The sequence below is a fragment of the Micromonospora sp. NPDC049175 genome (assembly GCF_043197345.1).
Lineage (GTDB): Bacteria > Actinomycetota > Actinomycetes > Mycobacteriales > Micromonosporaceae > Micromonospora.
In genome coordinates this window covers 368,649-395,618 of record NZ_JBICSY010000004.1, presented here as the reverse complement: position 1 = coordinate 395,618, position 26,970 = coordinate 368,649, and the positions used below count along the sequence as shown (strand labels likewise).

The following is a 26,970-nucleotide window of genomic DNA, read 5'->3' as shown; positions in this document are numbered from 1 at the left end:
CCGAGCGACGGTTACCCGCTGGCGTTGCGATTAGACGTATACGCCTATAGGTTGGCCGGGTGCCTCTGGACGCGTCCCGCAACAGCCTGGTGTTGCCGATCCTCGGACTCCTCGTCGAGCAGCCGGCGCACGGCTACGACATCACGACACGACTACGCGAGCGATACGGACACCTCCCGGTCACCCGCAGCACTGTCACGTCTCTGCTGAAGGCGCTCGAGAAGGCAGGCACGGTCTCCTCCCGCCAGCCCGAGCGGATAGGCAACCGGCCACCCCGTACGGCCTACGAGCTGACCGCCGCGGGACTCGCCGACTTCCGCCACAAGATCGAGGCCGGGGTGCGCGAGTCCCCGGCCGCGTCCGTGGACTTCGTCATGGCGGTCGCCTACGTCGGTGTTCTCCCCGAGGACCAGGCGGCGGGCATCCTGGACGATCGCGCCGACCGGCTCGACCAGGAACTGGCCGCCCTTTCCGGGCCGCCCGACGGTGACGTGCTCGAAGTACACATGCTCGAAGTCGCCTACTGGCGCACCATCGTCGCCACCGAAGCCACCTGGATCAGGACTTTGGTGCGGCGGATCCGGTCGCACGAGATCGGCTGGCCGACCCAGCAACCCGACACACGTGGGAGCGCAGAAGCATGAAGTTCGGTATCTATCCGGGCGGCCGGGCCGGCACGGTCTGCTCCCACCCACCCGATGTCGCCGCGATCCGCCACCTCGTCGACGACCTCTCGGGCGGTCGCGCCTTCGTCGTCCGCGAGTATGTGCACTTCTTCGGCGACACCACACCGCCGGACGTCGTCACCTCGCTCGGCGCCGACCACGAACTCGCGCACCTCACGATGCCCGACGAGTGGTACGTCGAGGGAAACCGCGAGCTGGACCTCGTGGTCAGCTACCTCCCCCGGACCGCTGACCTCGCCGGATGGCTGGTCTTCCTCGACACCGTCATCGACCGCTACGGTCACCTGACGCGCTACCTCCAGGTGACGCTTGAGCCGAACTTCCCCATCCCGCTCATCGACGGAAGCTCCCCCGGCGTACGCGAAGCCCTGGTCCTCGGCATCCCGCACGCGCGCGCCGCACTGGACCGGCGAGGTCTCCAGCACGTGCGGGTCGGTTTCTCCGTCGCCGAACCACCGGAATGGCTGGGCGGCGACGACCAATTCTGGTCGCACCTGTCCTCGATCCCGTACCAGGACTTCGCGGCCCACGTCGACTACGTCGGCCTGGGCCTGTACCCCGACGCCTTCGCACCCGTCGCCCCGCGGGGCAACCCGGGAGACACCGCGTCCCTCACCACCCACGCCCTGCACCACCTGCGGGGCGTGTCGCTGCCCCGCGCGCACATCCCGCCCGACACTCCCGTCCACATCGTGGAGAACGGAACCCCGAGCGGGTCACCACGCACCGAGCAGGCACAGTGCGACTCGCTTGCGGACATGCTCGGCGTCATCCGCACCGAACAGTTGGCGCTGCACATCACCCACTACGAACTGTTCAGCCTCCGGGACGCCGACAGCGGTTCCACCGAACCCACCGGGACTCTCGGCCTCGTCACCGACACCTATCGACCCAAGCCAGCCTTCGCCGTCTACCGCGACATCGTCCGTAGCACCGACCCGCTGCCCGCACCAGACATCCCTGGCCGACCGTAGGATCGGGGAGGACCGGCGCCGGCGCTTGTCAGCCGGCCCGCCAACCGGCCGGGTCGACACCGCCGGGGACCGGCGCCGCGGGGTCGTAGGGCTGCCGGGTGAAGACGAAGGTGCCGAGATCGAGGTGGCTGACGGCGCCCGCCGCGTCGCGGTGCACGCGCAGTCGTTCGCCGGCGAAGTAGCCGTTGATCCCCTCCCAGTCGCCGTCGCCGGTGGGGCGCAGCCGGGTGCCGCGCCCGCCGGACAGCGAGGCCAACTCCACGACGTCATCCGCCTGCGGGCGCAGCACATAAGGGGCCGGCCCCCAGTACCACGGGCCAGCAAGATCCAGTAGCTGTGGGTCGAGCGAGGGCAGTGGTCGCCACGGCGCGGGGATCCGCGGCTCCCGCTCGGCGACCGTCCGCAGCAGATCGGCGGCGAGAGCACCGGCGGACAGGCCGGCGGTCACGTTACCCATGACGACCGCGCCCAACGCGTCGTCGGGGCTGACCCACACGGCCGCGACAAAGCCCGGCATCGAGCCGGTGTGCCCGGCCAACAATCGGCCGTCGCGGCGCAGCATCTGCATGCCGAGCCCGTAGCCGCTGTCCCAGTCCGTCGCCTCCGGTGGGCTCGCCGGGGTGCGCATCTGCGCGACGGTGTCCGGATGCAACACCCGGTCGTCGCCGTCGAGAAGGAACGCGGCGAACCTGGCCAGGTCCGTCGCGGTCGACCACAGCTGCCCGGCAGGCGCCATCAGACCGGTGTCCACGGCGGGCTCCGCGAGGAGCACGTCGGCCCAGGGATGTACCGCCCAGCCCGTGGCATGCGGCGCGACCGGCAGCAGGGTGGTGCGGGTCATCGCGAGCGGCTCCAGCACCTCGCGCCGCAGCACCTCGCCCCACGCCTGGCCCCGAACCCGCTGCACCAGCGCGCCGAGTAGGGCATAACCAACGCTGGAGTAGTGGTGGCGCTGCCCGGCCGGATGCACCTGCGGTTCGCTGCCCAGCACGTCGGCCAGGGTCTGTCGCAGCGCGCCGGGGGTTCGTTCCCACCACGGGCCGGTCGCGTCGGCGATCAGCCCGGCGGTGTGCCCCAGCAGTGCACCGATCGTGGCCTGGCCCGCCGCCGTGCCCGGCAGGTGCTCGGCCAGCGGGTCGGTGAGCGCGAGTCGCCCCTCGTCGCGCAGGCGCAGCACAAGCACCGCCAGGAGGGTCTTGGTGATCGAGCCGATCCGGTACTGGAGATTGCCATCCGGCACCCTGCCGTCCACGGTTCCGCGCCCGTCCATCCACTCCGGACGGCCGTCACGCACCACGGCAGCGACGACCGAAGGCGCCCGACCCGCCACCTGGCCGGTGGCCAGCCGGTGGAGCAGCGCGCGTCGGGTTTCGGGGAGCAGTGGCGTCGGGGTCGATGACATGTGGGCAACCTACCGGGCGGCCAGCACAGCTCCGTCACGATCCGACGCGTCCAGTTCCCCGCACACGGTGGTGAGTGAACCGCGTGACGGGGCCACGTTGACACCACCCAGCGCCGGTGTCAGACTTTCCTGACACCCCGATGTCAGAGAATTCTGACATCCGTGCCGAGAAGGGATCCCTGGATGAGCGGCACCCCGCGGACCGGTGACGAGCTGGTGTCACTGATGGCCGCGCTGGCCAGCCCGCACCGACTGCGGATCCTTGCCGCCCTCAGCCACGGTCGCACCTACGTCAGCGAACTCGCACGGCGGCTGCAGATGAATCGACCGCTGCTCTACATGCACCTGCAGAAGTTGGAGGCAGCCGATCTGGTGACCGGTGAACTGGTCACCGCACCGGACGGCAGCTCGGTGAAGTATTTCCAGGCCACCCCGTTCACGGTGTCCCTGGACCTGGCGGCGGTCGCGCTGGCCGCGCAGACCCTGACCGGCGCGGAGCCGGCCAGAGAACAGGAGAAGTGAGGATGACCCAGCAGATGGCGATGGACATCGCGCAGACCTCCACCATCGCCTCGGCGGTGATCGTGGCGACGGTGATCGTCGTCGCCGGTCTCGTCGGGCTCGGCCTCTATCGCGCCCGTTACGCCGCAACGCGGGAGGAGGGTTACCGGCTGCTGGCCGAGCGGAGCGCCGACGGAGGCCAGGCCATGGCCGACGAACTCACGCGCGTGCGGGCAGAGCTCGGCGAGGTCAGGCATCGGCTGGCCGCGCTGGAGAAGCTCCTGAGCCAGATCGGCTGAAGGGGAAGGGACGTGTGACATGAGCCAATACACCCGATTACGAAGGCTGGCCGGACGTCTGGTCACGGTGGCCGGCTGCCTGACGGTGCTGGCCACAACGGCCGCGCCGGCCGCCGCCGACCCGGTGCTCAACCGCGCCGCGCCCGGTGACGAGTTGGCCGCCGGCGAGAACTACCTGCACGCCTACCTGGAGCAGATCAAGGCACCCGGGTTGGCGTACGCGGTGGTACGCGGCGACAAGGTGCTCCGAAGCGGCGCCTGGGGCGTCGACGGTGACGGCCGTCCGATGACGGCACAGACACCGTTCCTGCTCGGTTCGACGAGCAAGTCGTTCACCGCGCTCGCGGTGGCGCAACTGGTCGAGGCCGGCCGCGTCGACCTCGACACCGCGGCGTCCACCTACCTGCCCTGGCTGACACTTGCTGACGCGCACACCGCCCGAACGGTCACCGTCCGGCAACTGCTGACCCACACCAGCGGCCTACCGGAAGTCGCGAGCACCGGCCTGACCGACAGGTACGACAACCAACCTGGTGGCCTGACCCGGTCCGTGCGTGACCTGGCCACCCTCCGATCCACCGCCGCCGTCGGGCAGCGCTACGAGTACAGCGACGCCAACTACATGATTCTCGGCGCGCTCGTCGAGGACGTCACAGGCGGCACCTTCGGCGCGTACCTGCGCCGCCACGTGCTCGACCCGCTACAGATGACGCACTCCGCGGCCACCGTCGACGAGGCCCGCGCGATCGGAATCCCGGCCGGGCACCGCTACTACCTCGGCCAGCCGCGGCGCTTCGCCGCGCCGTTCGACACCGCCGGAGTGCCGTACGGCTTCCTCGCCGCCAGCCTCGACGACCTGACCCACTACGCGATCGCGCAGCTCAACGGTGGTCGCTACGGCGACACCCGGATTCTCGGCACCGACAGCACGAAACAGATGCACACCGGCACCGTGTCCACGGGTCACGGCAGTTACGGGTTCGGCTGGAGGAACAGCACCCTCGACGGCGTCGGCACCCGCATCGTCTGGCACGCCGGTGCGACCCCGGACTACTTCACCCACCTCGTGCTCGCACCCGAGTCGAACCTGGCCGTCATCATCATGACCAACATCTACGGTCTGCCGATGGATGCTCCGCTCAGCGCCGGAGCGTTCAATCTGGCCCGCATCCTGCACGGTGGCACACCCACGGCCGCCGCCGCCGACCCGGTTCACGTCTGGGTGCTGACCGGCCTGCTCGGCGTCGCCGTGGTGCTGATCACCGCCCTGGTCTGGTCCTGGACCCGCCTCATCCGCAGACTCCGGCACGGCACCATCCCGCCGGCCCGCTCGCGCGTCCGTTCCATCATCGCCACCACCGCCTGGACCTGCGGATCCGCCGCTGTGGCGGCCGGCGCCGCCAAGGTGCCGTCCTTCTGGCAGGGCGCCGACCTCGCCAAGCTCCAGTTGTGGGCACCGGACCTCGGTCACGCCATCATCGCCGTGGTCGCCCTGGCAACCGCACTGGCCCTGACCCGACTGGCCATGGGCCTGTCCAGCATGGCAACCACACGTCCGACGGACACCGACACGACACCACGTCCGCGGACGGTCGTTCGGACAACGTGATGGCAGGCTTCCCACCGTCCGCCGCGAACCCGCGAGCGTTTACGGGGTTCAGCTCTGCTGGTAGTTCACGGCGGCGAACCCGCACGGTTGGTGCAGGTGTAGGTAGTGGGCACCCTCGCCGTAGTCGTCCAGGTCCGCGCCGCCCACCAGACCCACGTAGTCCATCTTCTGGCCGCACCCGGGGCAGTCGGCGTGCTCGGCGTCCTGGATCCATTCGGGCGCGCCGCCCAGGGTCGAACCGCCCCGATCCCACGCGCTCGCCTGATAGGGACTCTTCCGAGCCGGACCCAGGATCGGCGCCAGCGTCGGCGGATCCTCCGGTTCGGTGGAACCGATGTAGCTCTGGCGGGTGTTGCCGGGCCACCACGTGGTGGTGCCGGCCGGCGTGACCTGGCTGTACAGCGTCGTGTAGCAAACGCAGAAATGGCAGGTCTCCACGACCAGTCGGCCGGACCAGCCGGTGTGGGCCAGCGCGGCGCCGACGGCAGGCTCCGCGGTGTCGAGATCCACGGCGATCCACAACGGCGACGCGCACCACGGGCAGGTGGGCCGGTCCGCGCGTGGCGGCGTCTCGCGCATGACCCACTGGTACGCGGTGCCGCCGCACAGATCCCGGCGGCTGCCGTCCGGGCCGATCGTCCAACCGGCCTCTTCGGCGTACCCCAGCGCACTGACGTGCAGGTCCTCCGCGCCGGCCGGCGGTTGCGTCGTCCAGCGACGCAGGGCGCTCTCGGCCAGCGGGTGAGCGGTGTGCGCCAGGATGAGGAGGAGCTCGTTGAGGTCGTCCGGCGTGGTGCCGCCGTCGATCCGCTCGATGACCCGGCGGACCACGTCGACCTCCGCCGCCCGGTACAACGTCGCCGGCCACAGCACGTCCCGATCGAGCAGGTACCCGAGGTGCGGGGCCAGCCTCTGCGGGTCCGTGTCCGCGATGGCGGACAGTTCCTCGATGGCCTCGTCGTCCTCGACCGCCACCTTCTCGATCAGCTCCTCGATCACGCGGGGAATGCTAGTCGTCGATCAAGCGGCCGGCACCCCCGGACGGCGCGTGACCGGGCGGGCCAATGGGAGTGTCCATGTTCAGATCAGGTAATGACCGAACTGTCAATAAGCGAATACGGTTTGACTAAGGCCATAGGCGGACCGGATTAGCAAGACGTTGAGATTCCCGTCTCTGGCGACAGATTTCCTGGGCGATGAGGAGAATGAGTTCTATGCTCGCCCGGGAATAGGCTGCGGGCTCATCCGCGGCCCGGGGACCACAAGCACGGGGATTGCGAATGCGCCTGGATTCTGCTCCGCACAACGGCACTGCTGGATTCAGCGAGGAGACCTCCGACGGCGCACCGCCGAGTGCCGCCGCGGAGGACGTCGCCCGCCGATCCGCGGTCGCCGAGGAACAGGCGTTTCTCGACCTGGCCACGGCCCGGCGCGACAGGCTGGTCGACCACCTCCGGGTGGAGCTTTCCGCCGAGGCCCTGGACCCGGTGGAACAGGCCCGACAGCGCATGCTCCGTCACCAGTACGAAGAGCTACGGCGAGCACGGGACGGGCTGGTGTTCGGCCGCCTCGACGGCCTCGACGGCACGGTGCTGCACGTCGGCCGCATCGGTCTGCGCGACGACAGCGAGGACGGTGAGCCACTGCTCGTGGACTGGCGTGCCGCCGCGGCTCGGCCGTTCTACACCGCGACGGCTGTCGACCCCCAGGGCCAGGCACGTCGCCGGCACATCCGGACGACCGGATCGACAGTCGTCGGCGTCGACGACGAGCCACTGGACGGGACCCTGTCGGCGGAACTCGTCGGTGAGGGCGCTCTCCTGGCCGCCCTCGACCAGCGGCGCACCGGCCACATGTCGACGGCGATCGCGACGTTGCAACGCGAGCAGGACGACATCATCCGGGCCGAGGCGACCGGCCCGCTCATCGTTCAGGGCGGCCCCGGCACCGGCAAGACCGTGGTTGCCCTGCACCGCGTCGCGTACCTGCTGTTCGCCCGCCGGGCGATGGCCGAGCAGGCGGTCCTGGTCCTCGGCCCCTCGCCACGGTTCCTCCAGTACATCGCCCAGGTGTTGCCCGCGCTCGGTGAGACCGCAGTCGTCTCGGCGACCTGCGACACCCTGCTGCCGGGGATCCGGGTGGCCCGCGACGAGAGCCGGCAGCTCGCCGAGATCAAGGGCCGGGCCCTCTGGCAACCCGCGTTGGAAAGCTACGTCACGTCGCTGCTCCCCCGGCCCCGTGAGCTGAAGCTGCGCTGGGAGGGCGAGTTCTACGCCATCGCCGCCGCGACGGTGGCGCAGGCGCTCGCCTCGGCGGTGCAGGGCCGGCCGTACCATCGCGCCCGCGCGGTCTTCGCCGAGCAGCTGCACCACCTCCTCGCCGACGCCGTCGTCGAACAGCGCGAGACACTGATGAAAGAGATGGAGGAGGGCTTCGAGGACATCCTCGCCCGCGTCGACCGGGACCTCACGCGCGAGCACCACCTCGGCCGGGCCCCCACCGGCAGCGACGTCAACGGCGTGCTCTCCGAGGAGGAGGTCGAGGATCTTCGTTCGCGGATCGCCGGAAGCGCCAGCATCGCCCGGTTCGTCGAGGCCTGGTGGCCCACCCTCGACGCCGAGGCCCTGCTGGGTGCTCTCCTGACCGACCCCACCCTGCTGGCCCGGTTCGCACCGCGGCTGTCCCCGGCGGAGATCACCGCCGTCGCGGCCGAGCCGGCCGAGTGGGCATCGAGCGACATCGCCCTGCTCGACGCTCTCGCCGACCTGCTGGGCGAGGTCGAAGCCCCGCAACCCCAGGGCGAATTCGTCGCCGACCGCGCCCGCCGACAGCGCGGCTGGGTGTACGGCCATGTCTGTGTCGACGAGGCGCAGGAGCTGTCCGAGATGCAGTGGCAGATGGTCGTACGGCGCTGTCCCAGTCGCTCCATCACCGCGGTCGGTGACATCGACCAGGCGGAGGCGGCGCACCGGCACAGCAGTTGGGCACAGGCGGTGCAGGCAGTCTTCGGAGACCGTTGGACCGCCGCGGAACTGACCATCTGCTACCGGACCCCGCGTGAGGTCATGGACCTCACCGGGCCGGTGTTGACGAGAGCTGGCAGCCACAACGCGCCACCACGGGCGGTGCGTTCCTCCGGCATCGCCCCCTGGGAGCTCACCACCACACCCGCCGAGCTTGCCGGCGCCGCCGCCCAGGCGGTGCGACAGCTTCGGCAACGGTGGCGTGGCGGCACGGTCGGCGTCGTCGCCCCCGCCGACCGCATCACCGAACTCCTGGCCGTCCTGAGCGACGTGCCGGTGCTCACCGCCGCCCAGGCCAAGGGTTTGGAATGGGACGCGACGCTCCTCGTCGACCCGCAGGGCATCGCCGCCGAACCGCGTGGCTGGAACGGCCTCTACGTCGCGCTGACCCGATGCACCCAGGAACTCGGCCAGGTGATCCTCACACGCCCTAGCTGACCCAGAACCCGTCCGGTTCAGCGGCGTGGCCGCACCAGGCCCGCGTCGAACGCCGCGATCACGAGCTGCGCCCGATCCCGTACGGCCAGCTTCGCCATCAGGTGCGTGATGTGCGTCTTCACCGTCTTCACCGAGATCACCAGGGCGGTGGCGATCTCGTCGTTCGACAGGCCGCCACCGATGAGCGTCAGCACCTCCACCTCACGGCCGGTCAACCGCCGCAGTGCCGGCGTCGGCCGATCGGGTCGGGGCGCCGTGACGTAGTGCGCGACGAGCCGGGTGAGGATCGACGGCGCGAACAGCGACTCACCTCGGTGGGTACGACGGATCGCCTCGATCAGCTCGTCGGGGCGGGCGTCCTTGAGCAGGAAACCCGAGGCTCCCGCGTGCAACGCCTCGTAGACGTACTCGTCGAGCTCGAACATGCTCAGGACCAGGACGCGGGCGGTGGACAGGGCGGGGTCGGCGCAGATGCGACGGGTGGCCGTGAGGCCGTCCAGGTGCGGCATCCGAACGTCCATCAGGACGACGTCGGGGCGGGTGGTACGGGCGCACGCCACAGCCCGCGCGCCGTCACCGGCCTCGCCGACGACGGCCAGGTCCGGCTCGTTGTTGATGATCATGGCGAGGCTGTGTCGCAGCAGCGCCTGGTCGTCCACCAGCAGCACCCGGATGTCGCTCACGCCGCCTCGTCCCGGATCCGCGCGGTGAGGCGGAAGCCCGCGTCGACAGGCTCCGCCGACAGGGCGCCGCCGAGACTGCCGACCCGTTCCCGCAGCCCGGCCAGCCCGTGGCCGGCGCCCGGCGACGCTCGCCAACCGTCGACCGACGGGCCGGTGTCCGCCACCGTGACCACCACGTGGGTCCCGTCCCGGTGCACCGACACCCGCACGTCGGTCGGTCCCGCGTGCCGCGCGGCGTTGCTGAGCGCCTCCCGCACGGTCTGGCAGACGGCGACCTGTACGCCCTGTGACACCGGGCCGAGCTGCTCGACCGTCAGCCGTACCCGAATCCCGGCCAGCGACGCCGCGTGCACGATGTCGGGCAGGTCGTCGAGGCTGTCCACCGGCGCACGGCGGCCGGCGGCGGACGGCTCCCGCAGGACGGTGAGCATGCGGCGCAGCTCGGCGGTGGCGTGCCGGCTCGCGTCCTCGATGTCGGTGAGCGCCACCTGCACCTCGGCCGGCTTGGGCAGGTGCCGGGTGGCCGCCGCGCGGACCGTGATCAGACCCAGGCCGTGCGAGACGATGTCGTGCAGGTCGCGGGCGATCCGCAACCGTTCGGCCAGCACCGCCTCGGACGCGGCCCAGGCGGTCAGCCGCGCCTCGTAGGCGGTGCGGTCCGCGCGGGACCGCCGCACCGCCCACACCGCGGCCGCGACAGCGCCACCGACGATCAGCGGCGGCAGCACGATGGCGAGCGGGCCCTGCGTGCCGACCGTGCACATGGCCATCACCAGCACGGTGGCCACCACGGCGACCACCGGCACGATCCTGGACCGTCCGGAGGGGCGCGGGTGGACGTTCACCTCCCCGACTGTAGTTCTCAGACCAGGGTCTGACGGTCCGTGGACCGACCGGGCCGCGGGGATCCGAGAACGGTCCGATGTGTGCTTGTCGGCTCACCTGTTGACTCGACCCATGATCACGATCGATCGCGTCAGCAAGACCAAGAGCGGGACGCGGATCCTGCACGACGTCACCTTCGAGGCCCGACCCGGCCGGGTCACCGGCTTCCTGGGTCCTAACGGCGCCGGCAAGACGTCGACGCTACGGATCCTGCTCGGCCTGGACAGCCCGCAGAGCGGCACCGCGCTGATCTGCGGACACCCGTACCGGAAACTGGACCGCCCGCTGACGACTGTCGGCGCCCTGCTCGACGGCAGCGGCGCGCACCGGGCCCGCACGGCCCGTGCCCACCTGCGCTGGGTGGCCGCCAGCAACGGTCTGCCGGACTCCCGCGCCGACGAGGTCCTCGAGACCGTGGGCCTGACCGGCGACGCGCGCAAGCGCGCCGGCCGATTCTCCCTGGGCATGAGCCGCCGGCTCGGGCTCGCCACCGCGCTGCTCGGTGACCCGGAGGTGCTGGTCCTGGACGAGCCGGTCAACGGGCTCGACCCGGCCGGGATCCGCTGGATGCGCGGATTCCTGCGCGACAGCGCCGCACAGGGCCGCACCGTCCTGCTCTCCAGTCACCTGATGGGCGAATTGGCGGAGATCGCCGACGACGTCGTGGTGATCGACAAGGGTCGGGTCGTGACCCACGGCAGGCTCGCCGACGTCACCGGCGGTCACCGCACCCTGGAGGACGCCTTCTTCGCGTTGACCGCCACCGAGGCGGGTGGCCCATGGTGAACCTGGTCCGGGCCGAAATCCGCAAGCTGCTCGGCCTGCCCACCGCCTGGATCGGCCTGGTGCTGGGCACCCTCATCGCTCCCGTGGTCGTCCTGCTGAACGCGCCGTACACCCGCCGCGCGATCGCCGACGGCACCCTCACCGACACGTCCGACCTGGGCCTGAACGACCTGGGTATCGGCCTGATCGGTCCGATGGTCCTCGGCGTCATCGTGGTGAGCAGCGAATACACGTCCACCGCTCGGGACGCCCCCGGCGCCCGCCAGCTCACGGCCACCCTCGCCGCGGTGCCCAACCGGCTGCGGCTGCTCGCGGCGAAGACCACCGCGCTGGTGCTCGTCGTCGCGGCACAGGCGGCGGTCACCGCCGCCGCCACCCTCACCCTCACCCAGGTGCTGCACGGCGACCACGCGCCGGTACCCGCCCCGACGCGCATCGCCGCCGCGATCCTCTACTGGACGCTTACCGCGCTCCTCGCGTACGCGATCACGCTCATCACCCGCAACGGAATCGTGCCGCTGACACTGCTGATCATCAACAGCTCCGTGGTGTCCGTCTCGTACCTGCTGACAAAGGTCACCGACCTCGCCTCCTACCTACCGGACATCGTCGGGGCGCAGATGTTCATCCGCGGCGCGGACTTCCCCGTCGAGGTTGCGCCGGTGACCGCCGGCCTGGTGATGACGGCCTGGATCCTCGCGCTGCTCGCGGTCGGGGCCGTCCTGTTCCAGCGGCGCGACGCGTGAACGCCACCCGCGCCGAACTGCGCAAACTGCTGACCCTGCCGTCGTTGCGCCGGACCGCGTTGCTGACCTGGGCCGCCACCGTCCTGCTGACGTACGCGTACGCGTCCGCCGAGTCCCGCGGTGATCGACTCGGCGACAACGCAGCCCTGGGTCCGCTCGGCTACACCCAGCCCGGTTTCCTGGTGCTCGGCGTGCTGGCGGCCACGTCCGAGTACCAGGAGGGCGACCAGATCCGGACCACACTGCTCGCGATGCCCCGCCGTCTGCCCCTGGAGGCGGCGAAGGCACTCGCGCTGGCCGCGCTGACGCTCCCGGTGGCCGCCGCGACGGCGGCCACCAGCACCCTGCCGGCCGACGGGGCGGGCTGGACGGCCGGCGCGACCGGGTACCTGACGCTCACCACACTGCTGGCGGCGGCGGTCGGCAGCGTCGTCCGCAGCGCCGTGTCCGCCGCGATCCTGCTGCTCGGGCTGTACTTCGTCGCCGGACCGCTGCTGCGGGCCGGGTCCGCCGCCAGCGCCGCCTACCTGCCGGACACCGCAGCCCTCGACCCGTCGCACGGCGCCGCCGCCACGATCGCGTGGACGTTCGCCGCCCTCACCGTGGCCGCGCTGACGTTCCGTCGCCGCGACGCGTGACACCTGACGTCGGCGCGGTACGTCCACGCCGCCGGCCGGCACAATATGTGGTGCGCCGTCGACGTGCGGTTTCCGTAGACTTCGCCGGTGCAGACGATCTCCAGGCAGCCCGTTCCCCTGTCGACGGACGCCGCCGCCGTGCGGGAGGCCATCGCGCGGGCCCGGACCGGCCTCGTCGACCGGGAGGTGGTCGCCGAGGTGGTGGCCCTGAGCGCCGTCGCCGGCGAGCACGTGCTCGTCATCGGCGCGCCGGGCACCGCCAAGTCGGAAGCCGTCCGGCGCACCGCCGACCAGCTCGGCGGCCGCTACTTCGAGTACCTGCTCGGACGGTTCACCGAGCCGAGCGAGATCTTCGGCCCGGTCGACCTGCGCCGGCTGCGCGAGGGGTCGGTGGAGTTCGAGACGGCGGGCATGCTGCCCGAGGCGGAGGTGGCGTTCCTCGACGAGGTCTTCCTCGGTTCGACGGCGGTCCTCAACACCCTGCTGGGCGTCCTGAACGAGCGGGTGTTCCGGCGGGGCTCGACTCTCCTGTCGTGCCCGCTGCGGGTCTGCGTCGGCGCTGCCAACAGCCTGCCCGACGATCCGGCTCTCGCCGCGTTCGCGGACCGGTTCCTGGCCCGCGTCTTCGTCACCCCGGTCCCGGACGCGCGACTGGACGAGCTGCTGGAGGTGGGCTGGGCGGCGGCTGCCCGGCCGGCCGACCCGACCGGATCGCTGCTGCCGGCGGTGGACCGGCTGTCCCGGGCGGCCAACGACTGTGACCTCCGGGGTGTGCGGGGCCTGCTGGCCGCCGCGATCCGTCAGTTGCGCCAGGCGGGCGTACCGCTCAGTGACCGCCGGGTCGTGCGGTCGCAGCGTCTGGTGGCCGCCGCGGCGGCAATGGACGGACGCACCACGGCGACCGCCGACGATCTCTGGGTGCTCCCGCTGATCGCGCCGACCCTCGACGCCCAGGCGTCGGCCCGCGAGGCGCTGTCCGACCTGTTGGCACAGGGACGAAACGGCAGTCTGGTGTACGCGGCCGAGGAGTTCGCCCGGGGTCGACAGGCCCGCGCGGCCCGCCTTGTCGATGCCGGCCGCCGCCTGCTCGACGAGGTGGGCGCCGATCCGCTGACGCACGATGACCGGCTGCGCCTCGAAGCGACGCTGCGGGAGATCGACGCGGAGTTCGTCCTGGCCGATGCCCCGTCGGCGTTGCGGGACATGCGCGGCCTCCTGGTCGCCGCGATCCAGCGGTGAGCGCAGCACAGGTGTCCCTGCGCTGGCGGGGGCGCGACGTCGCGCTTCCCGCCGCCGCCGTGGTCGCGGCCGACGCGGTGGTGCCGGAGTTGCGCGCGGACACGCTGCTGCGGGTGACCGCCGGGGCCCGCCTGCGCGCCTGCGCGGGCCGGGAGCAGAGCTGGTTGATCGTGCTCGGTGACCTGGCGGATCTGCCGTGGGCCGACGGCGCTGTCTACCTCGGGTGGGACGGTGGCGTGCTGGTTCCGACGCTCGCCGAGCCCTGGCCGTGCGCCGACCTGCTGCGCGAACCGTTGCGCCACCTCACCCAGCAGCCGGCCGGACTGATCGCGCTGCTGCCCGGCCTGGTCCTGGCCGGCCCGCTGCCGCAGGAGCCGCTCGACCCCGGATGGCTGGCGCCCGCATGACCGACCACCGGACCCTCCCGGCGTCGCTGGCCCCCTGGGCGCCGGCACTGTCGGCACTGGCGGCCGACGTCGCGCTCGCCATGGGCCCGCTCGTCCGACGGATCGACGAGTTGTTCTCCGGCGCGGACGGCACCGCCACGGACGACGGCCAACCCGACGGCTACGACGGGCTGGCACCGCGCGGCACCATCGAGCGGCTACTCCCGTCGCAGTTGCAGCTGTGGCAGGAGCTACCTGACGAGTTCGTCCGCCGCGCCGCCGACGGGGAACTGCTGTACCTGGCGACGGCCACCCGATCCCCGGTGACGCGCGGACGGGTGGTCGTCCTCGTCGACACCGGCCCGCAGCAGTTGGGCGCCGCCCGGCTGGTCCAGCTCGCCGCGCTCGTCGTGCTGCACCGCCGGGCCACCAGCCAGGGGCGGTCGTTGGTGCTGGGAGTGCTTGGTGAACGGCCGGGCAGTTGGCGGAACGGTGACCTCAGTAGACAGCTCGCCGGCTGGCTGGCCGCCCGCCGAGCCACCGAGCCGGACGCGTCGACAGTCCGGGAGTGGACCGAGCAGGTGGACGCCGCCGATCAGGCGTGGTTGCTGACCGGGCCGCACCTCGCCGGCGACCTGCCCGACCGGCATCGGGTGCTGGTGAGTCACGAGCAGGAGTGGGGTGTCGACGGAGCGACAGGCGTCCGGGCCGTCGTCGGTGATCGGCACGTCGATCTCCCGCTGCCGTGCGGTGACGTCGCGCTGCGGATCCTGCGCGGCACCGCGTTCCGCGCGGTCCCCGTCGGCCCGGCCGTGGGGTCGTTGCGGACACCGACGTTCGCGAGCGCCGCGCCGTACCTGATCGCCCGTGGCGACGGACCGGCCGAGGTCGTCTCGGTCCGGGTGCCGACCGGCCGTCCGCGACGACACCACCTGCCCGGCCCGGCGCTGGCCGCCTCCTGGTTGGGTCGGCGGCTCGTCATCCTCAGCTGCGTCGACGAGACGTTGCGGCCGGTCGTGATCGGTAAGGCGCTGGGCAGCACGCAGGACCTCGCGGTGCCGCTGGCCGCCATCGGCCTGTCCGTCGCCGATGTCGAGGCGGCTGCCGAGGGGCCGCTGTCGCCGCTCTACGTCCTCGGCGGTGACCTGCTGTGCGCGTTCGGCGGTGGGTGGTGGAACCTGTCCACCGGTCGCGCGCTGTCGTCCTATGTGGCGGTCGCCCCCGGCCGGCAGCTGGACGCCCCCCGCCTGGCCTGGCGGGGCGGCACCGACATCCGGGCCAGCGGCCTGCCCGCCGGGGTGCGGATTCCCACCACCTCGCGCGTGCTCCTCGGTGCCGGGTCGAGGACGGCCTGGTCGGTGGGGGACGCCACCTGGCGCATCCACGCCGCGTCCGGGCCGGTCAGCGACGTGACGATCGCCAAGGGTACGACGGTCGTCGGTCTGGTCGACATCGACGGCCCCCACCTGGTGACCCTGTCGAGCAGCGGACTGATCGTCCGCCTTGTCTCGCCGGCCCGAACCCAGACGCTCACCCGCTGGTCGGGCGGGGTGGGCGCTCCGGCGGTGCATCCGAGCAAGCCGTGGCTGGCCGTGCCACGGCCGGACGGACTGATCGAGATCGCCGACCTCGCCACGAACCAGGTCCTGCGCACGGTTCGGAGTACCTGATGAGCGCGTTTCGTGGCCAGCTCCCGGCCCGCGCCCTGCTGATCGACGTACCCCTGCTCGGGGAGGTCGAGGCGCGCCGGCGGGTTGTCGAGACCTGGCGGCCGGGTAGCGCGCTGTTCGACCTGCCCACCGGGGCGTGGCTGCTGGAGTTCGACCAGGCCGTCCCGGTACGCGCGGAGCTGGCCCCCGGTCTCGTCCTCGTCGACAGTGCCGGCGTCCTGCACCCGCACGGCACCCCCGTCGAGGGTGCCCAGGACGGGGACGTGCTCCTCCCCCACGCGGGCACCACAACCGTTGCCAACCGGGCGAACCTGCCCCGCGTCGACAGGAGTTCGTGGATCGACCTGACCGCCCTGCGGATCGAGCCGCTCGCGGCACTGGACCGCCCGGTCGTCGCGGCGGCGACACCAGCGCCCTGGCAGCCACCCCCACCGGCACCCGACCTACGCGCGGTGGCCGGTGTCGCGTCGCGACCGCGCCGGACCCGCCGGTTGCTGTCCGCGTCCACCCGATCACGCCGTTGGCGCCGGCTCCCCGACACCCTCGTCGCGAAGATCGTCGCGATCGGCGCGGCCGTCCTCGCGTACGGCCTCGCCGCGCTCGTCGCGGCGGCGCACCCGATGCTTGTTGTCGGCGCCGGCGCGGGCCTGCTCTGGGGCATCTCCAGGTTGATCGCCCGGGGCACCGGGACGTCGGCGGACCTCGGCGCACCGCCAACCGGTCGCGGCACCTCGTCGGGTGGACGGTGGAACGCGCTGCTCGCCCGGCTCGTGCTGGCCAGCCGGGCCGCCCTGCTGGCTCGCAACGCGCAGCACCGCTACCTACGGCGACTCGATGCCGCATTCGCCCGTCGGGACTGGGACAGCGCCCTGCGCGAGGCGATCGCGGTGGGTGGCTCCGGCGGACGCCCGACGCTCCGGCTCCCCCGCCCACGCACCGGCGAGCTGGTGCCGCACCCGCATCTCCCGGGCGGAGCGGGGGTCCCGATCGACGTCGGGATCCAGCACCACCTCCGGACGCTCTACCTGCAGGCGGCCACGGAACTCGACGGTGCCGGCCGGGTCGAGGAATCCGCGTTCGTCCTCGCGGATCTGCTCGACCTGCCGGCCGAGGCGGTCGCGCTGCTGGAGCGACACCGCAGGTACCGGCTCGCCGCGACGCTCGCCGAGGGACGGGAACTCGATCCGGACCTGGCGGTGCGGCTGTGGTGGCGGGCCGGCGACCGCGACCGCGCGCTGCGGGTGGCGCGGGCCCGGGGCGCGTTCGCCGCGGCCGTCGAGCGCCTTGCCGGCGTCGACGTCGCGGCGGCCCGCCAGTTGCGCGCCGAGTGGGTAGGCGCGCGGCAGGCCGCCGACGATCATCTCGGGGCCGTCGAGGCGGCCTGGCCCGACGACGCGCTGCGCCCGCTCGTGGTGACGAACATCCAGGCCGGGATGGCGCTCAGCGGCCACACCGCGGGGTACCTCTTCGCGCACCTGGTCACCTGGCGCCCGACCGCCACCAGCGTGGGCACCGCGCTCGCGCTGCTCGACTCTCGGGACCGGGAGTTGACGCCGGCCCAGCGCGGCTTCGCGGCCGCGCTTGGCGAGTTGCGCTGCACCGACCGGGCAGCGGACCGCCGGCTGTGCACGGGCGCGCTGCGTCTCCTGGTCCGCGACGCGGCAGGGGACCCCGGCGGAGACGCCGGCGAGCGCAGGCGGGTCGCCGGCCGGCTGCGGGACCGGGCCGACCGGCTGGCCGCCGCCGACCTGCCACCGCTGCCCGCGAGCAGGGTGCCCGGATCGGACACCCCGGTCGACATCACGGCGGCCGGCGACGCCGGTCAACTGCCGATCCACGACGCGGTCCTGCTCGCCGGCCGCGCCATCCTGACCGCACACGGCGAGTTCGGGGTACGCCTGATCGGCCTGGACGGGCGCACCCGGGCCCGGTGGGACGTACCCGCACACCAACTCGTCGTCGCCGATCACGGCGCCAACGTCCTGCTCGTCGCACGGCACGGCACCTCCGGCGAAGTCCGCGCCCTGGACCTGAGCACCCGCCGGCTGCGACCACCCGTCGCCATCACGGCGCACCACGTGCTGCCCAGCTACGACGGCGCGTTGCTCACCGTTGTCGACGACGACGGCATCGCGTTCGTCGACCTGACCGCCGACGTCCCCCGCGTCACGTGGCGCGAACTGGACCCCGGCATCGCGGTGCTCGACATCGCCCGGAGCCCGACCAGCCTCGCCGCGCTGGTCCGGATCACCCGTCAACCGGGCTCCGACGCGGACCACACCGAGGTGTGGCGCTGGGACCTGCCCGCGCTCATGCTGCGGCTGCGCCGACCTGTCGACCTCGACGGCCTCGCCAGCGTCGCGCTGCTCGCCTCCTCGGCGCTGATCACCACCCGCCACGACGAGCACACCGGCACGTACGAGGTGCGGGGGCACGGTGCGCCGACCCGGATGGTGGAGGCGAAGCCGACCCTGCTGACCGGCGGGGGCATGCGCGTCGACCGCCCCACCGACACCACCGTGGAGATCGCCGACGGCAATTTTCGCGTGGTGTTTCCGCCCTCCGTCGGCGCGATCGGCGTGCGACGCCACGCCGACACCCTCACCGTGTGGGAGGAGAGCGGCAGGCTTGTCGTCGTCGACCTCACGCGCCGCCAGGCCGTCGCCTGCCTGCGTACGCGTCTCTAACTGGATTCGTGGCGCTGGGGGGCGGCGCGGACATGTGCGCGTTCGCCCTGCTTGCCGACGAGGCTGAGGAACTCCACAGGGCCTGAGCTGGTGGCGCCGAACCAGTGCGGGGTGCGGGTGTCGAACTCGGCGACCTCGCCGGGTTCGAGGATGAGGTCGTGCTCGCCGAGCACGAGCCGGAGTCGGCCGTTGAGGACGAAGGCCCAGTCGTAACCCTCGTGGGTACGAAGGTCGGGTTCGGCGTCGTCGCGCCCGGCCGGGAGGACGAACTTGTAGGCCTGGATGCCTCCGGGTCGGCGGGTCAGCGGCACGACAGTGAAGCCGTCGCTGGTGGGCAGCGGGCGCATGTTGACGCGTGGGTCGCCGGTCGGCGGCGCGTCCACGAGTTCGTCGAGGGTGACGCCGTACGCGCGGGCCAGCGGCAGCAACTGTTCGAGGGTGGGACGCCGCAGGCCGGCCTCGAGCCGGGAGAGGGTGCTTGTCGAGATGCCGGTCTCCGCGGCGAGGTCGGTCAGGGTGATGTCGCGGCGCTGCCGTAGCTGCTTGAGCCTCGGCCCGACGGCGTCCAGGGTCCGGTCAGTCGACTCGTCCATCACCCCAGTTTGCCATTTGGCAAAAAGTTTTGCGGATCCGTCCGCTACTGGTCACTGTTGAGCGGCTGTGGACGCGCCGGCCGCGTCCCTACCACCAACGGAGACCCTTGATGACGCACTCGTTCGACAAGGATTACTGGGACCAGATCTGGGACGGCGATCGTGCCGCCGCCATGGCCGCCGGCCAGCCCAACCCGCACCTGGTACGGGAGATCGCTGACCTATCGCCCGGAACGGCCCTCGACGCGGGCTGCGGCGCCGGGGCCGAGGCCATCTGGCTCGCCACCGGCGGCTGGCAGGTCACCGCGGCGGACATCGCGACCACGGCGCTCGCCCGCGCGGCCGAGCGCGCCGCCGCCAGCGGCGTCGCCGCCCGGGTGCGGTGGGTCGAGGCGGACCTGGCCAGGTGGCAGCCGGACACACGGTACGACCTGGTCACCACCCACTACGCGCATCCCGCCATGCCGCAGTTGGACTTCTACGACCGCATCGCGTCCTGGGTGGCCCCCGCCGGCACCCTGCTCATCGTCGGCCACCTCCACCACCAGGATCACGCCTCCGGCACCGGGCACGGGCACGACGAGACCGGGCCGCCCGCCTCGGCCTCGGTGACAGCCGCCGACATCACCGCGCGCCTCGACCCGCTCGTCTGGCAGGTCGTGACCGCTCGGGAGTCGCACCGGGCCCTGCCGGGGCACGGCGGCCACGCAGCCTCGATCCACGACGTGGTCGTCAGAGCCAACCGCCGTCCCTGACCCGCCCGGTGGTCCGGGTCGCACCGTCAAGGGGCGACGATGATGTCGCGGACCAGGGGCTTGAAGGCCGAACGTCCGCCGTCGTCGACCGCGACGACCACACGCACGCAGTCATCCACATCCGGCAACGCGTACGTCACCACCTGGTACTGCCTGCCGTCGGCACCGGTCACGACCGCTTTCCTGCTGTCGTCGAGCAGCGGCACGAGTGCCGGGTAGGGCACCTGTTGCAACTCCGCCAGAGCCTGCTCGGCGATCGCCGCGGCCACCGTGCTGTTCAGCGTCATCGTCTGATCCTGTCTGCTACCGCCCGTGGCGGTTGATCAGGCTATCGGGGCACCGGGACGACGTGCCGTGGTCGCCGGCGTTGGCGTGCCCACCGGCCGGGCCGATCGGATCTCGGGTGGAGCCCGTTGCCGTAACTGCGGCACGATGGTCGGATGCTGCTGCTGGTCCCCGCCAACCCCCTACGGCCGCGCCGGCCCGACGACCACTTCGCACCCGAAGCGCACGCCGCACGCACCGCCGGGATCGACGTCGCGGTGGTCGACCACGACGCGCTGGCCGGCGACGAGCCACAGGCCGCGGTCACGGCCGTGCCCGCCGGTGGTGTCGCCGTCTACCGCGGGTGGATGCTCCGCAGCGACAGGTACGCGGGCTTCGCCGACGCCCTCGCCGCCCGCGGCGTGACCCTGCGCACCAGCGCCGAGCAGTACCGCCGCGCCCACGAACTCCCCGGCTGGTACGACCGCCTCGCCCCGGTCACCCCCACCTCCACCTGGACGACAGGCGCCCAACGGACCGCGTTCGACGAAGCCCGGGCACGGCTCGGCAGCGGCGCCGCCGTGCTGCGCGACTACACGAAGTCGATGAAACACCACTGGCACGAGGCGGCGTTCATCCCCGACCTCACCGACCCCTCCCCCGCCTGGCGGGTGGCCAGCCGTTTCCGGGAGCTCCGCGCTGACGACTTCACCGGTGGCTTCGTCCTGCGCGCCTTCGAGCGTTTCACCACCGCCGAGGTACGCACCTGGTGGATCGGGGGTGCCTGCGTACTCGTGGGCGCACACCCCGACAGCCCCGACGAGCGCCCACCCACAGGCCTCGACCTCACCACCCTCACCCCCCTGATCGCCGCCCTCGACCTACCGTTCGTCACCGTCGACCTCGCCCGCAGAGACGACGGCATCTGGCGCGTGATCGAACTTGGCGACGGTCAGGTCAGCGACCGACCGACGACCATCAGCGCCGACGATTTCGTCGCCGCGCTCTGGGCCGGCGGGCCGCCCGGGCAGCGATAGGCCGCGTTCGCCGCCGCCCTCGGCCGCCGGTCCACTGTGCCCCCGCCGCGAGCGGCCCAGCGCTCCTGGCCGGTAGGGACCGGTTGGCCTAGCGTGGACACCGGAGGTAGGCCATGGGCGTTCCCCGACCCCATCATCCGACATCCCCGGTACGCGGCAGCGGGCCCGAGTCCGCGCGGCTCCTGGCGGCCGTCGAGGCCGCGGTGGCGTACTACCGTGCCCAACTGGGACAGGCCGACGGCCCGCGCGCGTATCTCGCCCACCGCGGCCTCGGTGTTCTCGTCGAGCGGGAGTGGCCGTGGCGGGTCGGATACGCCCCACCGGGTTGGAGTTCGCTCACCGACCACCTGCTCGCCGCCGGCTTCACGGCGGAGGAGGTGGTAGGCGCCGGCGTGGCACGGCGCACCCGATCGGACCCACACCGGCTCATCGACGTCTTCCGCGACCGGATCATGTTCCCGGTACGCGGTCCCGCCGGACAGGCCGTGGCGTTCCTCGGCCGCTGCCGCCCTGATTCGGTGGTGCGCGTACCGAAGTACATCAACAGCCCGCGGAGCGCGATCTACGACAAGGGACAACTGCTGTTCGGCATCGCCGAGCAGCAGGAGCGTATCCGCGCACGATGGACACCGGTCCTGGTGGAAGGGCCGGCCGACGTCCTCGCGGTGTGGCTGTCGTACTCCCGGTCGGGCCCCTCGGAGGCGGTGGCCGTCGCGCCCTGCGGCACCACACTCACCGACGACCAGGCCGCGATACTGCGGAATCTGCCCGGCGCCGCGCAGGGCGTCGTGGCGGCATTCGACGCGGACCCGGCCGGCTGCGCCGCCGTGGACCGGGCCTGGCGCCTGCTGCGGCAGCAACGCCTGCCCGGCCCGTTGCTGGTGGCCGAGTTCGCCGCCGGCGCCGACCCGGCCGACCTGCTCCGTCGGCCGAACGGCAGGGCCCAGTTACGGACCGCCCTGCGGCGGCGGGCCCGTCCCATGCTCGACGCGGTGCTCGACCACCGCCTCACCCGGCTCGTCGAGCGGCATCCCCGTCTGCTGGAAGACATCGACGGGAGGTGCGCCGCCGTCCGCGTCCTGGTGCCGCTGCTGTTTCAGGCCGCCAGCCCGGACGACGCGATCCGGCTCGCCCGACGCATCGTCGCCACGACCGGGGCCGGCGTCGACACCGTCGCGATCGCCGCGATCACACACCTGGAGGACACCCTGCACGATCTCGACCCGGCCGACGAGGCCAGGGCTCATCAGGTACGCCCGGAAAGCAGCGGACGATCGGTGCTCCGATCGGCATGACTCCCTAAGGTGCGCGCTGGTTGATCGTCCTCACTCGGTAGGAGGGGACGACACGACGTGTCGGAGGGAATATTCGGCGCTGGTGTAGGCGCCGCCCTGAAAGGCGGCGGTGTCGATCGGCGCGTCCGAACCGGGCACTCGATCGGCATAACTCTCCGCGTTGTCCACCGGCAGATAGCCGAGCCGCGCTCCGGCGGTGGTGTCCCAGAACCCGCGGGTGTTTGCGGAAACGGCATAGGCGGTCGCGAAGTGAACGTCGGACGCGGTGATGGCCGCACGGATGAAGCCGCAGCCGTCGCGCGGGCTCAACCAGGTTGCCAGATAACGGGCCTCGGCCGGCTCGTCCTCGAAGCTGCCGATTCGCAGGCACACCACCGAAACCCCGAACTTGTCGGCGTACAGGCGTCCGAGTGCTTCGACGGCGACCTTACTCACCCCGTAGAACCCGTCCGGCCGCACCGGTGCGTCCGGTGCGACGACCTGCCCGACCCGGTAGAAGCCGGTAACACGGTTGCTACTGGCCAGCACGACTCGCCCGACCCCTTGTCGGCGGGCTGCCTCCAGAACGTGGTACGCGCCCAGCACGTTGGTGTCCAGCAGATCGGCCATGGGTGCCTCATCCGCAAGCCCGGCCAGATGCACCACGGCGTCCGCCCCCGCCAGGGCCGCAACTACCGCGTCCAGGTCCGCCAGATCCAGTTGCAGCGCCCGCTCTGTCGTTGATTGTGGATGCACCGCTACCCGATCGACCAGCACGAGTTCGCGAACCTCGTCGCACAGGTGTTGGCGCACCGCCGAGCCGATCCGACCTGCCGCACCCGTGACCACGACCGTGCCCAGATGTGCACTCATGGCCCCCATCCTGGCGGCACCCACCGACAAGGAGACGCCGCGGCCGGGGCCAGGCGGCGTCGGGGTATCTGTTGGGGTAACCATGGCAGCAGTGCCGCAGGAGGAGTCCCCCCGTTGTGCTCCTTGCGGAGCTGACCCCTCCCACGGCGCCTCCCCGTTCGGCTGGCGGACCTCGGGTTCGTCCGCCACGCAACGGGCGTTGAGCAGATTGGCCGATCGCTCAACACGCGTTGCTCCAAACAGGAGCGAGCATACGCTCACGTTCCGTGCGGGTGTCAACATCTGTTTCGTTGCCGCATCCATCTGCGACACTGTCGTTTCGGTGCCTGGAGGGTGAAGAATCATGGCCGACGATCGGCACACAGAGCAGGAGCTGCCGCCCCTCGACACGCTGGCTGCGAGGCTCGAATACCTGTTCGACGAGATCCGCCCCACTCGCGACGAGCTCGGCGACTCCGACGAGCCGGGGCGCAAGTACACGAACAAGGAGATCGCCGACAAGATCAACATAGTCGCGACCGAGACAGGTGTCACGATCAGCGCCGCCTACATCGGAGAGTTACGCCGTGGCGTGGCACGTGATCCCCGCACCTCACACGTCCGCGCCCTGGCCGCCGCCTTCGGGGTCAACTCGGGCTACTTCGTCGACGACGCGGCGGCACGGCGAATACAGGACCAGATCACGCTGCTCAGCGAGTTGCGTCGAATGGACGTCAAGCAGGTGGCGCTGCGCCAGGTGCTCACCGACAACGGCCTCTCGGCGACCGACACCCAGCTCATCGAGCAGATGGTGGTCCGCCTGCGAGCCGTGGCCGAGGGTGCTGGCGTCACCGGTTCCGGGCCCGGCGAGCGCACCTAGCCGTGCACATCCTCCGATGGGAGTACGTCGACGAGCAGGGGAACGCTGACGTGAGGTTGTACCGATTACGCAAGCGCTGCGAGCGGATCGTCGCCGAGCTCGAGGTGCCCGAGCCGTTCGACATCCAGACGCTGTGCGACGTCCTCGGCCAACGCCGCGGCCGGCCCATCCACCTGGTGCCGATCAAGCTGCCGGCGCAGACGGTGTGCGGGATGTGCGTGCCGACCGGCGACTTCGACGCCATCTTCTTCGAACAGGACACCTCGTCGCTGCACCAACAGCTGATCATCGGCCACGAACTGGGTCACCTGCTCGCCGGCCACCGGGCGACCGAGGTACTGGACGCGGACGCGTCCCGACTGCTGCTGCCCGACCTCGATCCGCAACTGGTCCAGCGCAGCCTCGGCCGCAGCAACTACGCCGCGGCCGAGGAGCGCGAAGCCGAGATGATCGGCTCGCTGCTCCTGCGTCGGCTCCGTGGCGGGCGCGGCGACGTGGACGACGAACCGCTGGACGGCCAGGACGCCGAGCTGTACGGCCGGCTCCGGCACTCACTCGAGCACCCCCACTGGTAGCGGAGCGATGGATACCGTCCTGTACACCGTGTGCGCCGTAGCCGGCTGGATCGCCGTCGTCTACATGGTGCGACTCCAGCGTCGGCACCCGAGCCGGGCCCGCCGCGCGATCTGTGTGGGCCTCGGAGCCTTCGCCGCCGGGATCACCGCCGCCATCCCGCCGATCGCGTCCGCCATCGACCAGGCGTCCGGCCTGCCCAACCTGGCCAAGGTCATCTCCCATGGCTGCGCGCTGACCATCTCGGCGAACGCCGAGATCATGCTCCTGCACTTCGCGCTTCCCCCGACGAAGGCCGCCGCCCGTGCCCGCGTCTGGGTGTGGATCACCGGGCTCGCGTTCCTCGTCATGGCCGGCCTCTTCGCCTACACCCTCAGCTACGACGACCCGGTGCTGCTGACCGTCGAGTACGCGACCGACCCCGTCGTGACCGCCTACCTGCTGATCTTCCTGGTGCTCGGCTTCTTCGCCTACTGCTTCGACATCACCCGGCTGTGCTGGAGCTTCGCGAAGATCTGCGGTCGGCCCTGGTTGCGCCGTGGCCTGCGCATCACCGCGGTGGGCGCGGCCTTCGCGCTGCTCTACAGCGTCAACAAGATCGTGTATCTCGTCGCCTACTGGGCCGGCCACCAACCCACCGGCGAGCGACAGATCGCCGCGGTCCTGGTGACCATCGGCGCGCTGCTCATCACGATCGGCCTCACCATGCCGGCGTGGGGGCCCACCCTGCGGATCACGCGCCGGTGGGAGGACTTCCACTCCTACCGGCGGCTCGAACCGCTCTGGCGGGACCTCATCGCGGCCCTGCCCGAGCTGGAACTCGACCCCGCCCTGCGCCGCCCCCTCACGGCGGCGCGCGACATCGACTACGCGCTGACCCGCCGGGTGGCCGAGATCCGCGACGGCCGCCTGGCACTGCGCCCGTACAGCGACGTCGGTGTGACGACGCTGGCCGAGCAGCTCGCCGAGCAGGCCGGACTGACCACACAGGAACGGCAGGCAGCCGTCGAGGCCGCACACCTGGCCTGCGCGCTGCGGCGGCACGGCGCCGGTCTCGTGGCCGCCACCCCGCAGCCCGCGGACGAGTTGCACCGCCCGGACGATGGCTACGCTGGCGAGGTGGCGTGGCTGACGCTCGTCACCGACGCCTACGCCCGCTCACCTGTGGTGGCGCAGACGCTCGCCGCGACCCGGAAGCTCACCGCTGGAGACGCCCGCCGATGAGAGGCCGCTACGCGAACCTGACCCGTACCCGTGCTCTCGACCCGGAGCGCGACTACCTGGCCATCTACCAGACCATGCTGCGTCACGAGTTTCCGTGGGACCTGAAACTCGGGCTCAACCTGGCCTTCAACAGGTCCTTCTCCATTCCCGCCATCGCCGCGGTGCACACGACCACAGGTGAGCTGACCGACCGCACCCAGAAGCGGATCGACGACACCGGCCTGCTGATGTACGAGATGGTGCTCAACGGGTTCGAGCAGCCTCGTGGCCGGGACGCGTTGCGGCGCGTCAACCAGATCCACCGCCCGTACGACATCAGCAACGACGACTTCCGCTACGTCCTGGGTTGCCTCGTGGTGGTCCCGACGCGGTGGTTGCGGGAGTACGGTTGGCGCCCGCCCTGCTGCCACGAGCGGCAGGCCACGTACCTGTTCTACCGGGAGTTGGGCCGGCGGATGGGCATCACGGACATCCCCGGGTCGTACGACGAGTTCGAGACCTGGTTCGACACCCACGACGCGGTGCACCTCCAGCCCAACGACGATGCGGCGGCCATCGAGCGGGCCACCCGGATGCTGATGCTCGCCCGGATCCCCCGGATGCTCGCGCCGCTGGGAAACGCGCTGGTCAGCGCGATGTACGATGCGCCGCTCCGCCGCGCGATGCGGGTCGAGGCGCCGGCGTGGCCGGTCCGGGCCGGCCTGCACCTCGGTCTGAAGACGCGGGCCAGGGCGCAGCGGTGGTTCGGAGCGCCCCGGAAGACGGCGCTGTTCGCCGACGGGATCAACGCCAGGAGCTACCCCGACGGGTACGAGATCAGCCAGCTCGGTCCGCGGCCCGACCGCGTACCCGAGTAGCGCGCCACC

27 protein-coding genes are annotated in these 26,970 nt (G+C 71.7%); 20 read left to right on the top strand and 7 right to left on the bottom strand.

Features of this window, described 5'->3' with window-relative positions:
• Nucleotides 1-59: 59 nt before the first annotated feature.
• Nucleotides 60-644 carry a PadR family transcriptional regulator gene (locus ACGFH8_RS18865; protein WP_393368463.1) on the top strand — a complete coding sequence of 195 codons (585 nt, stop codon included), beginning with the start codon at nucleotides 60-62 and terminating at the stop codon, nucleotides 642-644.
• A complete protein-coding gene (locus ACGFH8_RS18860) occupies nucleotides 641-1,660 on the top strand; it encodes a hypothetical protein (RefSeq protein ID WP_393368462.1) in 1,020 nt (339 codons plus the stop codon). Before ACGFH8_RS18865 ends, ACGFH8_RS18860 begins: the two co-directional genes overlap by 4 nt.
• Before the next feature lie 28 nt (nucleotides 1,661-1,688).
• Here ACGFH8_RS18860 and ACGFH8_RS18855 read toward each other — a convergent pair whose 3' ends face one another.
• Nucleotides 1,689-3,062: a serine hydrolase domain-containing protein gene (locus ACGFH8_RS18855; RefSeq protein WP_393368461.1), complete on the bottom strand. Its 1,374-nt coding sequence runs from the start codon at nucleotides 3,060-3,062 to the stop codon at nucleotides 1,689-1,691.
• Nucleotides 3,063-3,245: 183 nt separating this feature from the next.
• Between ACGFH8_RS18855 and ACGFH8_RS18850 the strand changes: the two genes are divergently transcribed.
• From ACGFH8_RS18850 to ACGFH8_RS18840, 3 genes are read left to right on the top strand one after another with little or no spacing between them, the layout of a single operon-like run.
• A complete protein-coding gene (locus tag ACGFH8_RS18850; RefSeq protein ID WP_393368460.1) occupies nucleotides 3,246-3,584 on the top strand; it encodes an ArsR/SmtB family transcription factor in 339 nt (112 codons plus the stop codon).
• Nucleotides 3,585-3,586: 2 nt separating this feature from the next.
• Nucleotides 3,587-3,862: a hypothetical protein gene (locus tag ACGFH8_RS18845; protein WP_393368458.1), complete on the top strand. Its 276-nt coding sequence runs from the start codon at nucleotides 3,587-3,589 to the stop codon at nucleotides 3,860-3,862.
• A 19-nt stretch (nucleotides 3,863-3,881) separates the two neighbouring features.
• Nucleotides 3,882-5,471, top strand: coding sequence for a serine hydrolase domain-containing protein (locus ACGFH8_RS18840; protein ID WP_393368456.1), 1,590 nt, complete (start codon nucleotides 3,882-3,884; stop codon nucleotides 5,469-5,471).
• Nucleotides 5,472-5,519: 48 nt separating this feature from the next.
• On the opposite strand, the gene ACGFH8_RS18835 is transcribed toward ACGFH8_RS18840, so the two are convergent.
• A complete protein-coding gene (locus ACGFH8_RS18835; RefSeq protein ID WP_393368455.1) occupies nucleotides 5,520-6,470 on the bottom strand; it encodes a hypothetical protein in 951 nt (316 codons plus the stop codon).
• A gap of 281 nt (nucleotides 6,471-6,751) precedes the next feature.
• Between ACGFH8_RS18835 and ACGFH8_RS18830 the strand changes: the two genes are divergently transcribed.
• Nucleotides 6,752-8,932, top strand: a complete 2,181-nt coding sequence (locus ACGFH8_RS18830) for a HelD family protein (RefSeq protein ID WP_393368453.1) — start codon at nucleotides 6,752-6,754, stop codon at nucleotides 8,930-8,932.
• Nucleotides 8,933-8,949: 17 nt separating this feature from the next.
• Here the strand turns inward: ACGFH8_RS18830 and ACGFH8_RS18825 are convergent, their stop codons facing one another.
• Complete coding sequence (locus tag ACGFH8_RS18825) at nucleotides 8,950-9,615, bottom strand: response regulator transcription factor (RefSeq protein ID WP_357239979.1); 666 nt, start codon at nucleotides 9,613-9,615, stop codon at nucleotides 8,950-8,952.
• Nucleotides 9,612-10,460 carry a sensor histidine kinase gene (locus ACGFH8_RS18820; RefSeq protein WP_393368452.1) on the bottom strand — a complete coding sequence of 283 codons (849 nt, stop codon included), beginning with the start codon at nucleotides 10,458-10,460 and terminating at the stop codon, nucleotides 9,612-9,614. The genes ACGFH8_RS18825 and ACGFH8_RS18820 overlap by 4 nt, the downstream gene beginning before the upstream one ends.
• 112 nt (nucleotides 10,461-10,572) lie before the next feature.
• Here ACGFH8_RS18820 and ACGFH8_RS18815 point away from each other — a divergent pair, with 112 nt between their 5' ends.
• The 7 genes from ACGFH8_RS18815 (at nucleotide 10,573) to ACGFH8_RS18785 (ending at nucleotide 18,652) form a co-directional block, all read left to right on the top strand.
• Nucleotides 10,573-11,286, top strand: coding sequence for an ABC transporter ATP-binding protein (locus tag ACGFH8_RS18815; RefSeq protein WP_393368450.1), 714 nt, complete (start codon nucleotides 10,573-10,575; stop codon nucleotides 11,284-11,286).
• A complete protein-coding gene (locus ACGFH8_RS18810) occupies nucleotides 11,280-12,032 on the top strand; it encodes a hypothetical protein (protein ID WP_393368449.1) in 753 nt (250 codons plus the stop codon). Before ACGFH8_RS18815 ends, ACGFH8_RS18810 begins: the two co-directional genes overlap by 7 nt.
• Nucleotides 12,029-12,670, top strand: coding sequence for a hypothetical protein (locus ACGFH8_RS18805; RefSeq protein WP_393368447.1), 642 nt, complete (start codon nucleotides 12,029-12,031; stop codon nucleotides 12,668-12,670). The genes ACGFH8_RS18810 and ACGFH8_RS18805 overlap by 4 nt, the downstream gene beginning before the upstream one ends.
• A gap of 87 nt (nucleotides 12,671-12,757) precedes the next feature.
• Nucleotides 12,758-13,909: an AAA family ATPase gene (locus ACGFH8_RS18800; protein WP_393368445.1), complete on the top strand. Its 1,152-nt coding sequence runs from the start codon at nucleotides 12,758-12,760 to the stop codon at nucleotides 13,907-13,909.
• Nucleotides 13,906-14,316, top strand: coding sequence for a hypothetical protein (locus ACGFH8_RS18795; RefSeq protein WP_393368444.1), 411 nt, complete (start codon nucleotides 13,906-13,908; stop codon nucleotides 14,314-14,316). The genes ACGFH8_RS18800 and ACGFH8_RS18795 overlap by 4 nt, the downstream gene beginning before the upstream one ends.
• The gene (locus ACGFH8_RS18790; protein ID WP_393368442.1) at nucleotides 14,313-15,965 is read left to right on the top strand and encodes a hypothetical protein; all 1,653 of its coding nucleotides are present in this window, start codon (nucleotides 14,313-14,315) and stop codon (nucleotides 15,963-15,965) included. The genes ACGFH8_RS18795 and ACGFH8_RS18790 overlap by 4 nt, the downstream gene beginning before the upstream one ends.
• Nucleotides 15,965-18,652: a bpX6 domain-containing protein gene (locus tag ACGFH8_RS18785; RefSeq protein WP_393368440.1), complete on the top strand. Its 2,688-nt coding sequence runs from the start codon at nucleotides 15,965-15,967 to the stop codon at nucleotides 18,650-18,652. Before ACGFH8_RS18790 ends, ACGFH8_RS18785 begins: the two co-directional genes overlap by 1 nt.
• On the opposite strand, the gene ACGFH8_RS18780 is transcribed toward ACGFH8_RS18785, so the two are convergent.
• Nucleotides 18,649-19,245, bottom strand: a complete 597-nt coding sequence (locus ACGFH8_RS18780; protein WP_393368438.1) for a helix-turn-helix domain-containing protein — start codon at nucleotides 19,243-19,245, stop codon at nucleotides 18,649-18,651. The two genes, ACGFH8_RS18785 and ACGFH8_RS18780, sit on opposite strands and share 4 nt — an antisense overlap.
• Nucleotides 19,246-19,355: 110 nt before the next feature.
• Here ACGFH8_RS18780 and ACGFH8_RS18775 point away from each other — a divergent pair, with 110 nt between their 5' ends.
• A complete protein-coding gene (locus ACGFH8_RS18775; protein WP_393368436.1) occupies nucleotides 19,356-20,000 on the top strand; it encodes a class I SAM-dependent methyltransferase in 645 nt (214 codons plus the stop codon).
• A gap of 26 nt (nucleotides 20,001-20,026) precedes the next feature.
• Here the strand turns inward: ACGFH8_RS18775 and ACGFH8_RS18770 are convergent, their stop codons facing one another.
• Complete coding sequence (locus ACGFH8_RS18770; RefSeq protein ID WP_393368434.1) at nucleotides 20,027-20,287, bottom strand: hypothetical protein; 261 nt, start codon at nucleotides 20,285-20,287, stop codon at nucleotides 20,027-20,029.
• A 153-nt stretch (nucleotides 20,288-20,440) separates the two neighbouring features.
• Between ACGFH8_RS18770 and ACGFH8_RS18765 the strand changes: the two genes are divergently transcribed.
• The gene (locus ACGFH8_RS18765) at nucleotides 20,441-21,301 is read left to right on the top strand and encodes an ATP-grasp domain-containing protein (protein WP_393368433.1); all 861 of its coding nucleotides are present in this window, start codon (nucleotides 20,441-20,443) and stop codon (nucleotides 21,299-21,301) included.
• 113 nt (nucleotides 21,302-21,414) lie between these two features.
• Entirely contained in the window at nucleotides 21,415-22,596 is a 1,182-nt protein-coding gene (locus ACGFH8_RS18760; protein ID WP_393368431.1) for a toprim domain-containing protein, read from the top strand.
• Between the two features lie 30 nt (nucleotides 22,597-22,626).
• Here ACGFH8_RS18760 and ACGFH8_RS18755 read toward each other — a convergent pair whose 3' ends face one another.
• Nucleotides 22,627-23,448 (bottom strand): NAD-dependent epimerase/dehydratase family protein, encoded by an 822-nt coding sequence (locus ACGFH8_RS18755; protein WP_393368429.1) that lies wholly within the window; start codon nucleotides 23,446-23,448, stop codon nucleotides 22,627-22,629.
• Nucleotides 23,449-23,791: 343 nt separating this feature from the next.
• Here ACGFH8_RS18755 and ACGFH8_RS18750 point away from each other — a divergent pair, with 343 nt between their 5' ends.
• Genes ACGFH8_RS18750 through ACGFH8_RS18735 form a run of 4 tightly spaced genes read left to right on the top strand, consistent with a single transcriptional unit; the run spans nucleotide 23,792 to nucleotide 26,961 of the window.
• Nucleotides 23,792-24,307 (top strand): hypothetical protein, encoded by a 516-nt coding sequence (locus ACGFH8_RS18750; RefSeq protein ID WP_393368428.1) that lies wholly within the window; start codon nucleotides 23,792-23,794, stop codon nucleotides 24,305-24,307.
• Nucleotides 24,308-24,357: 50 nt separating this feature from the next.
• Nucleotides 24,358-24,882, top strand: coding sequence for a hypothetical protein (locus tag ACGFH8_RS18745; protein WP_393368426.1), 525 nt, complete (start codon nucleotides 24,358-24,360; stop codon nucleotides 24,880-24,882).
• 7 nt (nucleotides 24,883-24,889) lie between these two features.
• Nucleotides 24,890-26,104 (top strand): MAB_1171c family putative transporter, encoded by a 1,215-nt coding sequence (locus ACGFH8_RS18740; protein ID WP_393368424.1) that lies wholly within the window; start codon nucleotides 24,890-24,892, stop codon nucleotides 26,102-26,104.
• The gene (locus tag ACGFH8_RS18735; protein ID WP_393368422.1) at nucleotides 26,101-26,961 is read left to right on the top strand and encodes an oxygenase MpaB family protein; all 861 of its coding nucleotides are present in this window, start codon (nucleotides 26,101-26,103) and stop codon (nucleotides 26,959-26,961) included. The genes ACGFH8_RS18740 and ACGFH8_RS18735 overlap by 4 nt, the downstream gene beginning before the upstream one ends.
• Nucleotides 26,962-26,970 lie beyond the last annotated feature (9 nt).

Bases quoted from the DNA above. Each gene is read 5' to 3' on its own strand.
- ACGFH8_RS18860 (WP_393368462.1), top strand. From the start codon at position 641: ATGAAGTTCGGTATCTATCCGGGCGGCCGGGCCGGCACGGTCTGCTCC.
- ACGFH8_RS18855 (WP_393368461.1), bottom strand. From the start codon at position 3,062: ATGTCATCGACCCCGACGCCACTGCTCCCCGAAACCCGACGCGCGCTG.
- ACGFH8_RS18850 (WP_393368460.1), top strand. From the start codon at position 3,246: ATGAGCGGCACCCCGCGGACCGGTGACGAGCTGGTGTCACTGATGGCC.
- ACGFH8_RS18845 (WP_393368458.1), top strand. From the start codon at position 3,587: ATGACCCAGCAGATGGCGATGGACATCGCGCAGACCTCCACCATCGCC.
- ACGFH8_RS18840 (WP_393368456.1), top strand. From the start codon at position 3,882: ATGAGCCAATACACCCGATTACGAAGGCTGGCCGGACGTCTGGTCACG.
- ACGFH8_RS18830 (WP_393368453.1), top strand. From the start codon at position 6,752: ATGCGCCTGGATTCTGCTCCGCACAACGGCACTGCTGGATTCAGCGAG.
- ACGFH8_RS18815 (WP_393368450.1), top strand. From the start codon at position 10,573: ATGATCACGATCGATCGCGTCAGCAAGACCAAGAGCGGGACGCGGATC.
- ACGFH8_RS18810 (WP_393368449.1), top strand. From the start codon at position 11,280: ATGGTGAACCTGGTCCGGGCCGAAATCCGCAAGCTGCTCGGCCTGCCC.
- ACGFH8_RS18790 (WP_393368442.1), top strand. From the start codon at position 14,313: ATGACCGACCACCGGACCCTCCCGGCGTCGCTGGCCCCCTGGGCGCCG.
- ACGFH8_RS18785 (WP_393368440.1), top strand. From the start codon at position 15,965: ATGAGCGCGTTTCGTGGCCAGCTCCCGGCCCGCGCCCTGCTGATCGAC.
- ACGFH8_RS18780 (WP_393368438.1), bottom strand. From the start codon at position 19,245: ATGGACGAGTCGACTGACCGGACCCTGGACGCCGTCGGGCCGAGGCTC.
- ACGFH8_RS18775 (WP_393368436.1), top strand. From the start codon at position 19,356: ATGACGCACTCGTTCGACAAGGATTACTGGGACCAGATCTGGGACGGC.
- ACGFH8_RS18770 (WP_393368434.1), bottom strand. From the start codon at position 20,287: ATGACGCTGAACAGCACGGTGGCCGCGGCGATCGCCGAGCAGGCTCTG.
- ACGFH8_RS18765 (WP_393368433.1), top strand. From the start codon at position 20,441: ATGCTGCTGCTGGTCCCCGCCAACCCCCTACGGCCGCGCCGGCCCGAC.
- ACGFH8_RS18760 (WP_393368431.1), top strand. From the start codon at position 21,415: ATGGGCGTTCCCCGACCCCATCATCCGACATCCCCGGTACGCGGCAGC.
- ACGFH8_RS18755 (WP_393368429.1), bottom strand. From the start codon at position 23,448: ATGAGTGCACATCTGGGCACGGTCGTGGTCACGGGTGCGGCAGGTCGG.
- ACGFH8_RS18750 (WP_393368428.1), top strand. From the start codon at position 23,792: ATGGCCGACGATCGGCACACAGAGCAGGAGCTGCCGCCCCTCGACACG.
- ACGFH8_RS18740 (WP_393368424.1), top strand. From the start codon at position 24,890: ATGGATACCGTCCTGTACACCGTGTGCGCCGTAGCCGGCTGGATCGCC.
- ACGFH8_RS18735 (WP_393368422.1), top strand. From the start codon at position 26,101: ATGAGAGGCCGCTACGCGAACCTGACCCGTACCCGTGCTCTCGACCCG.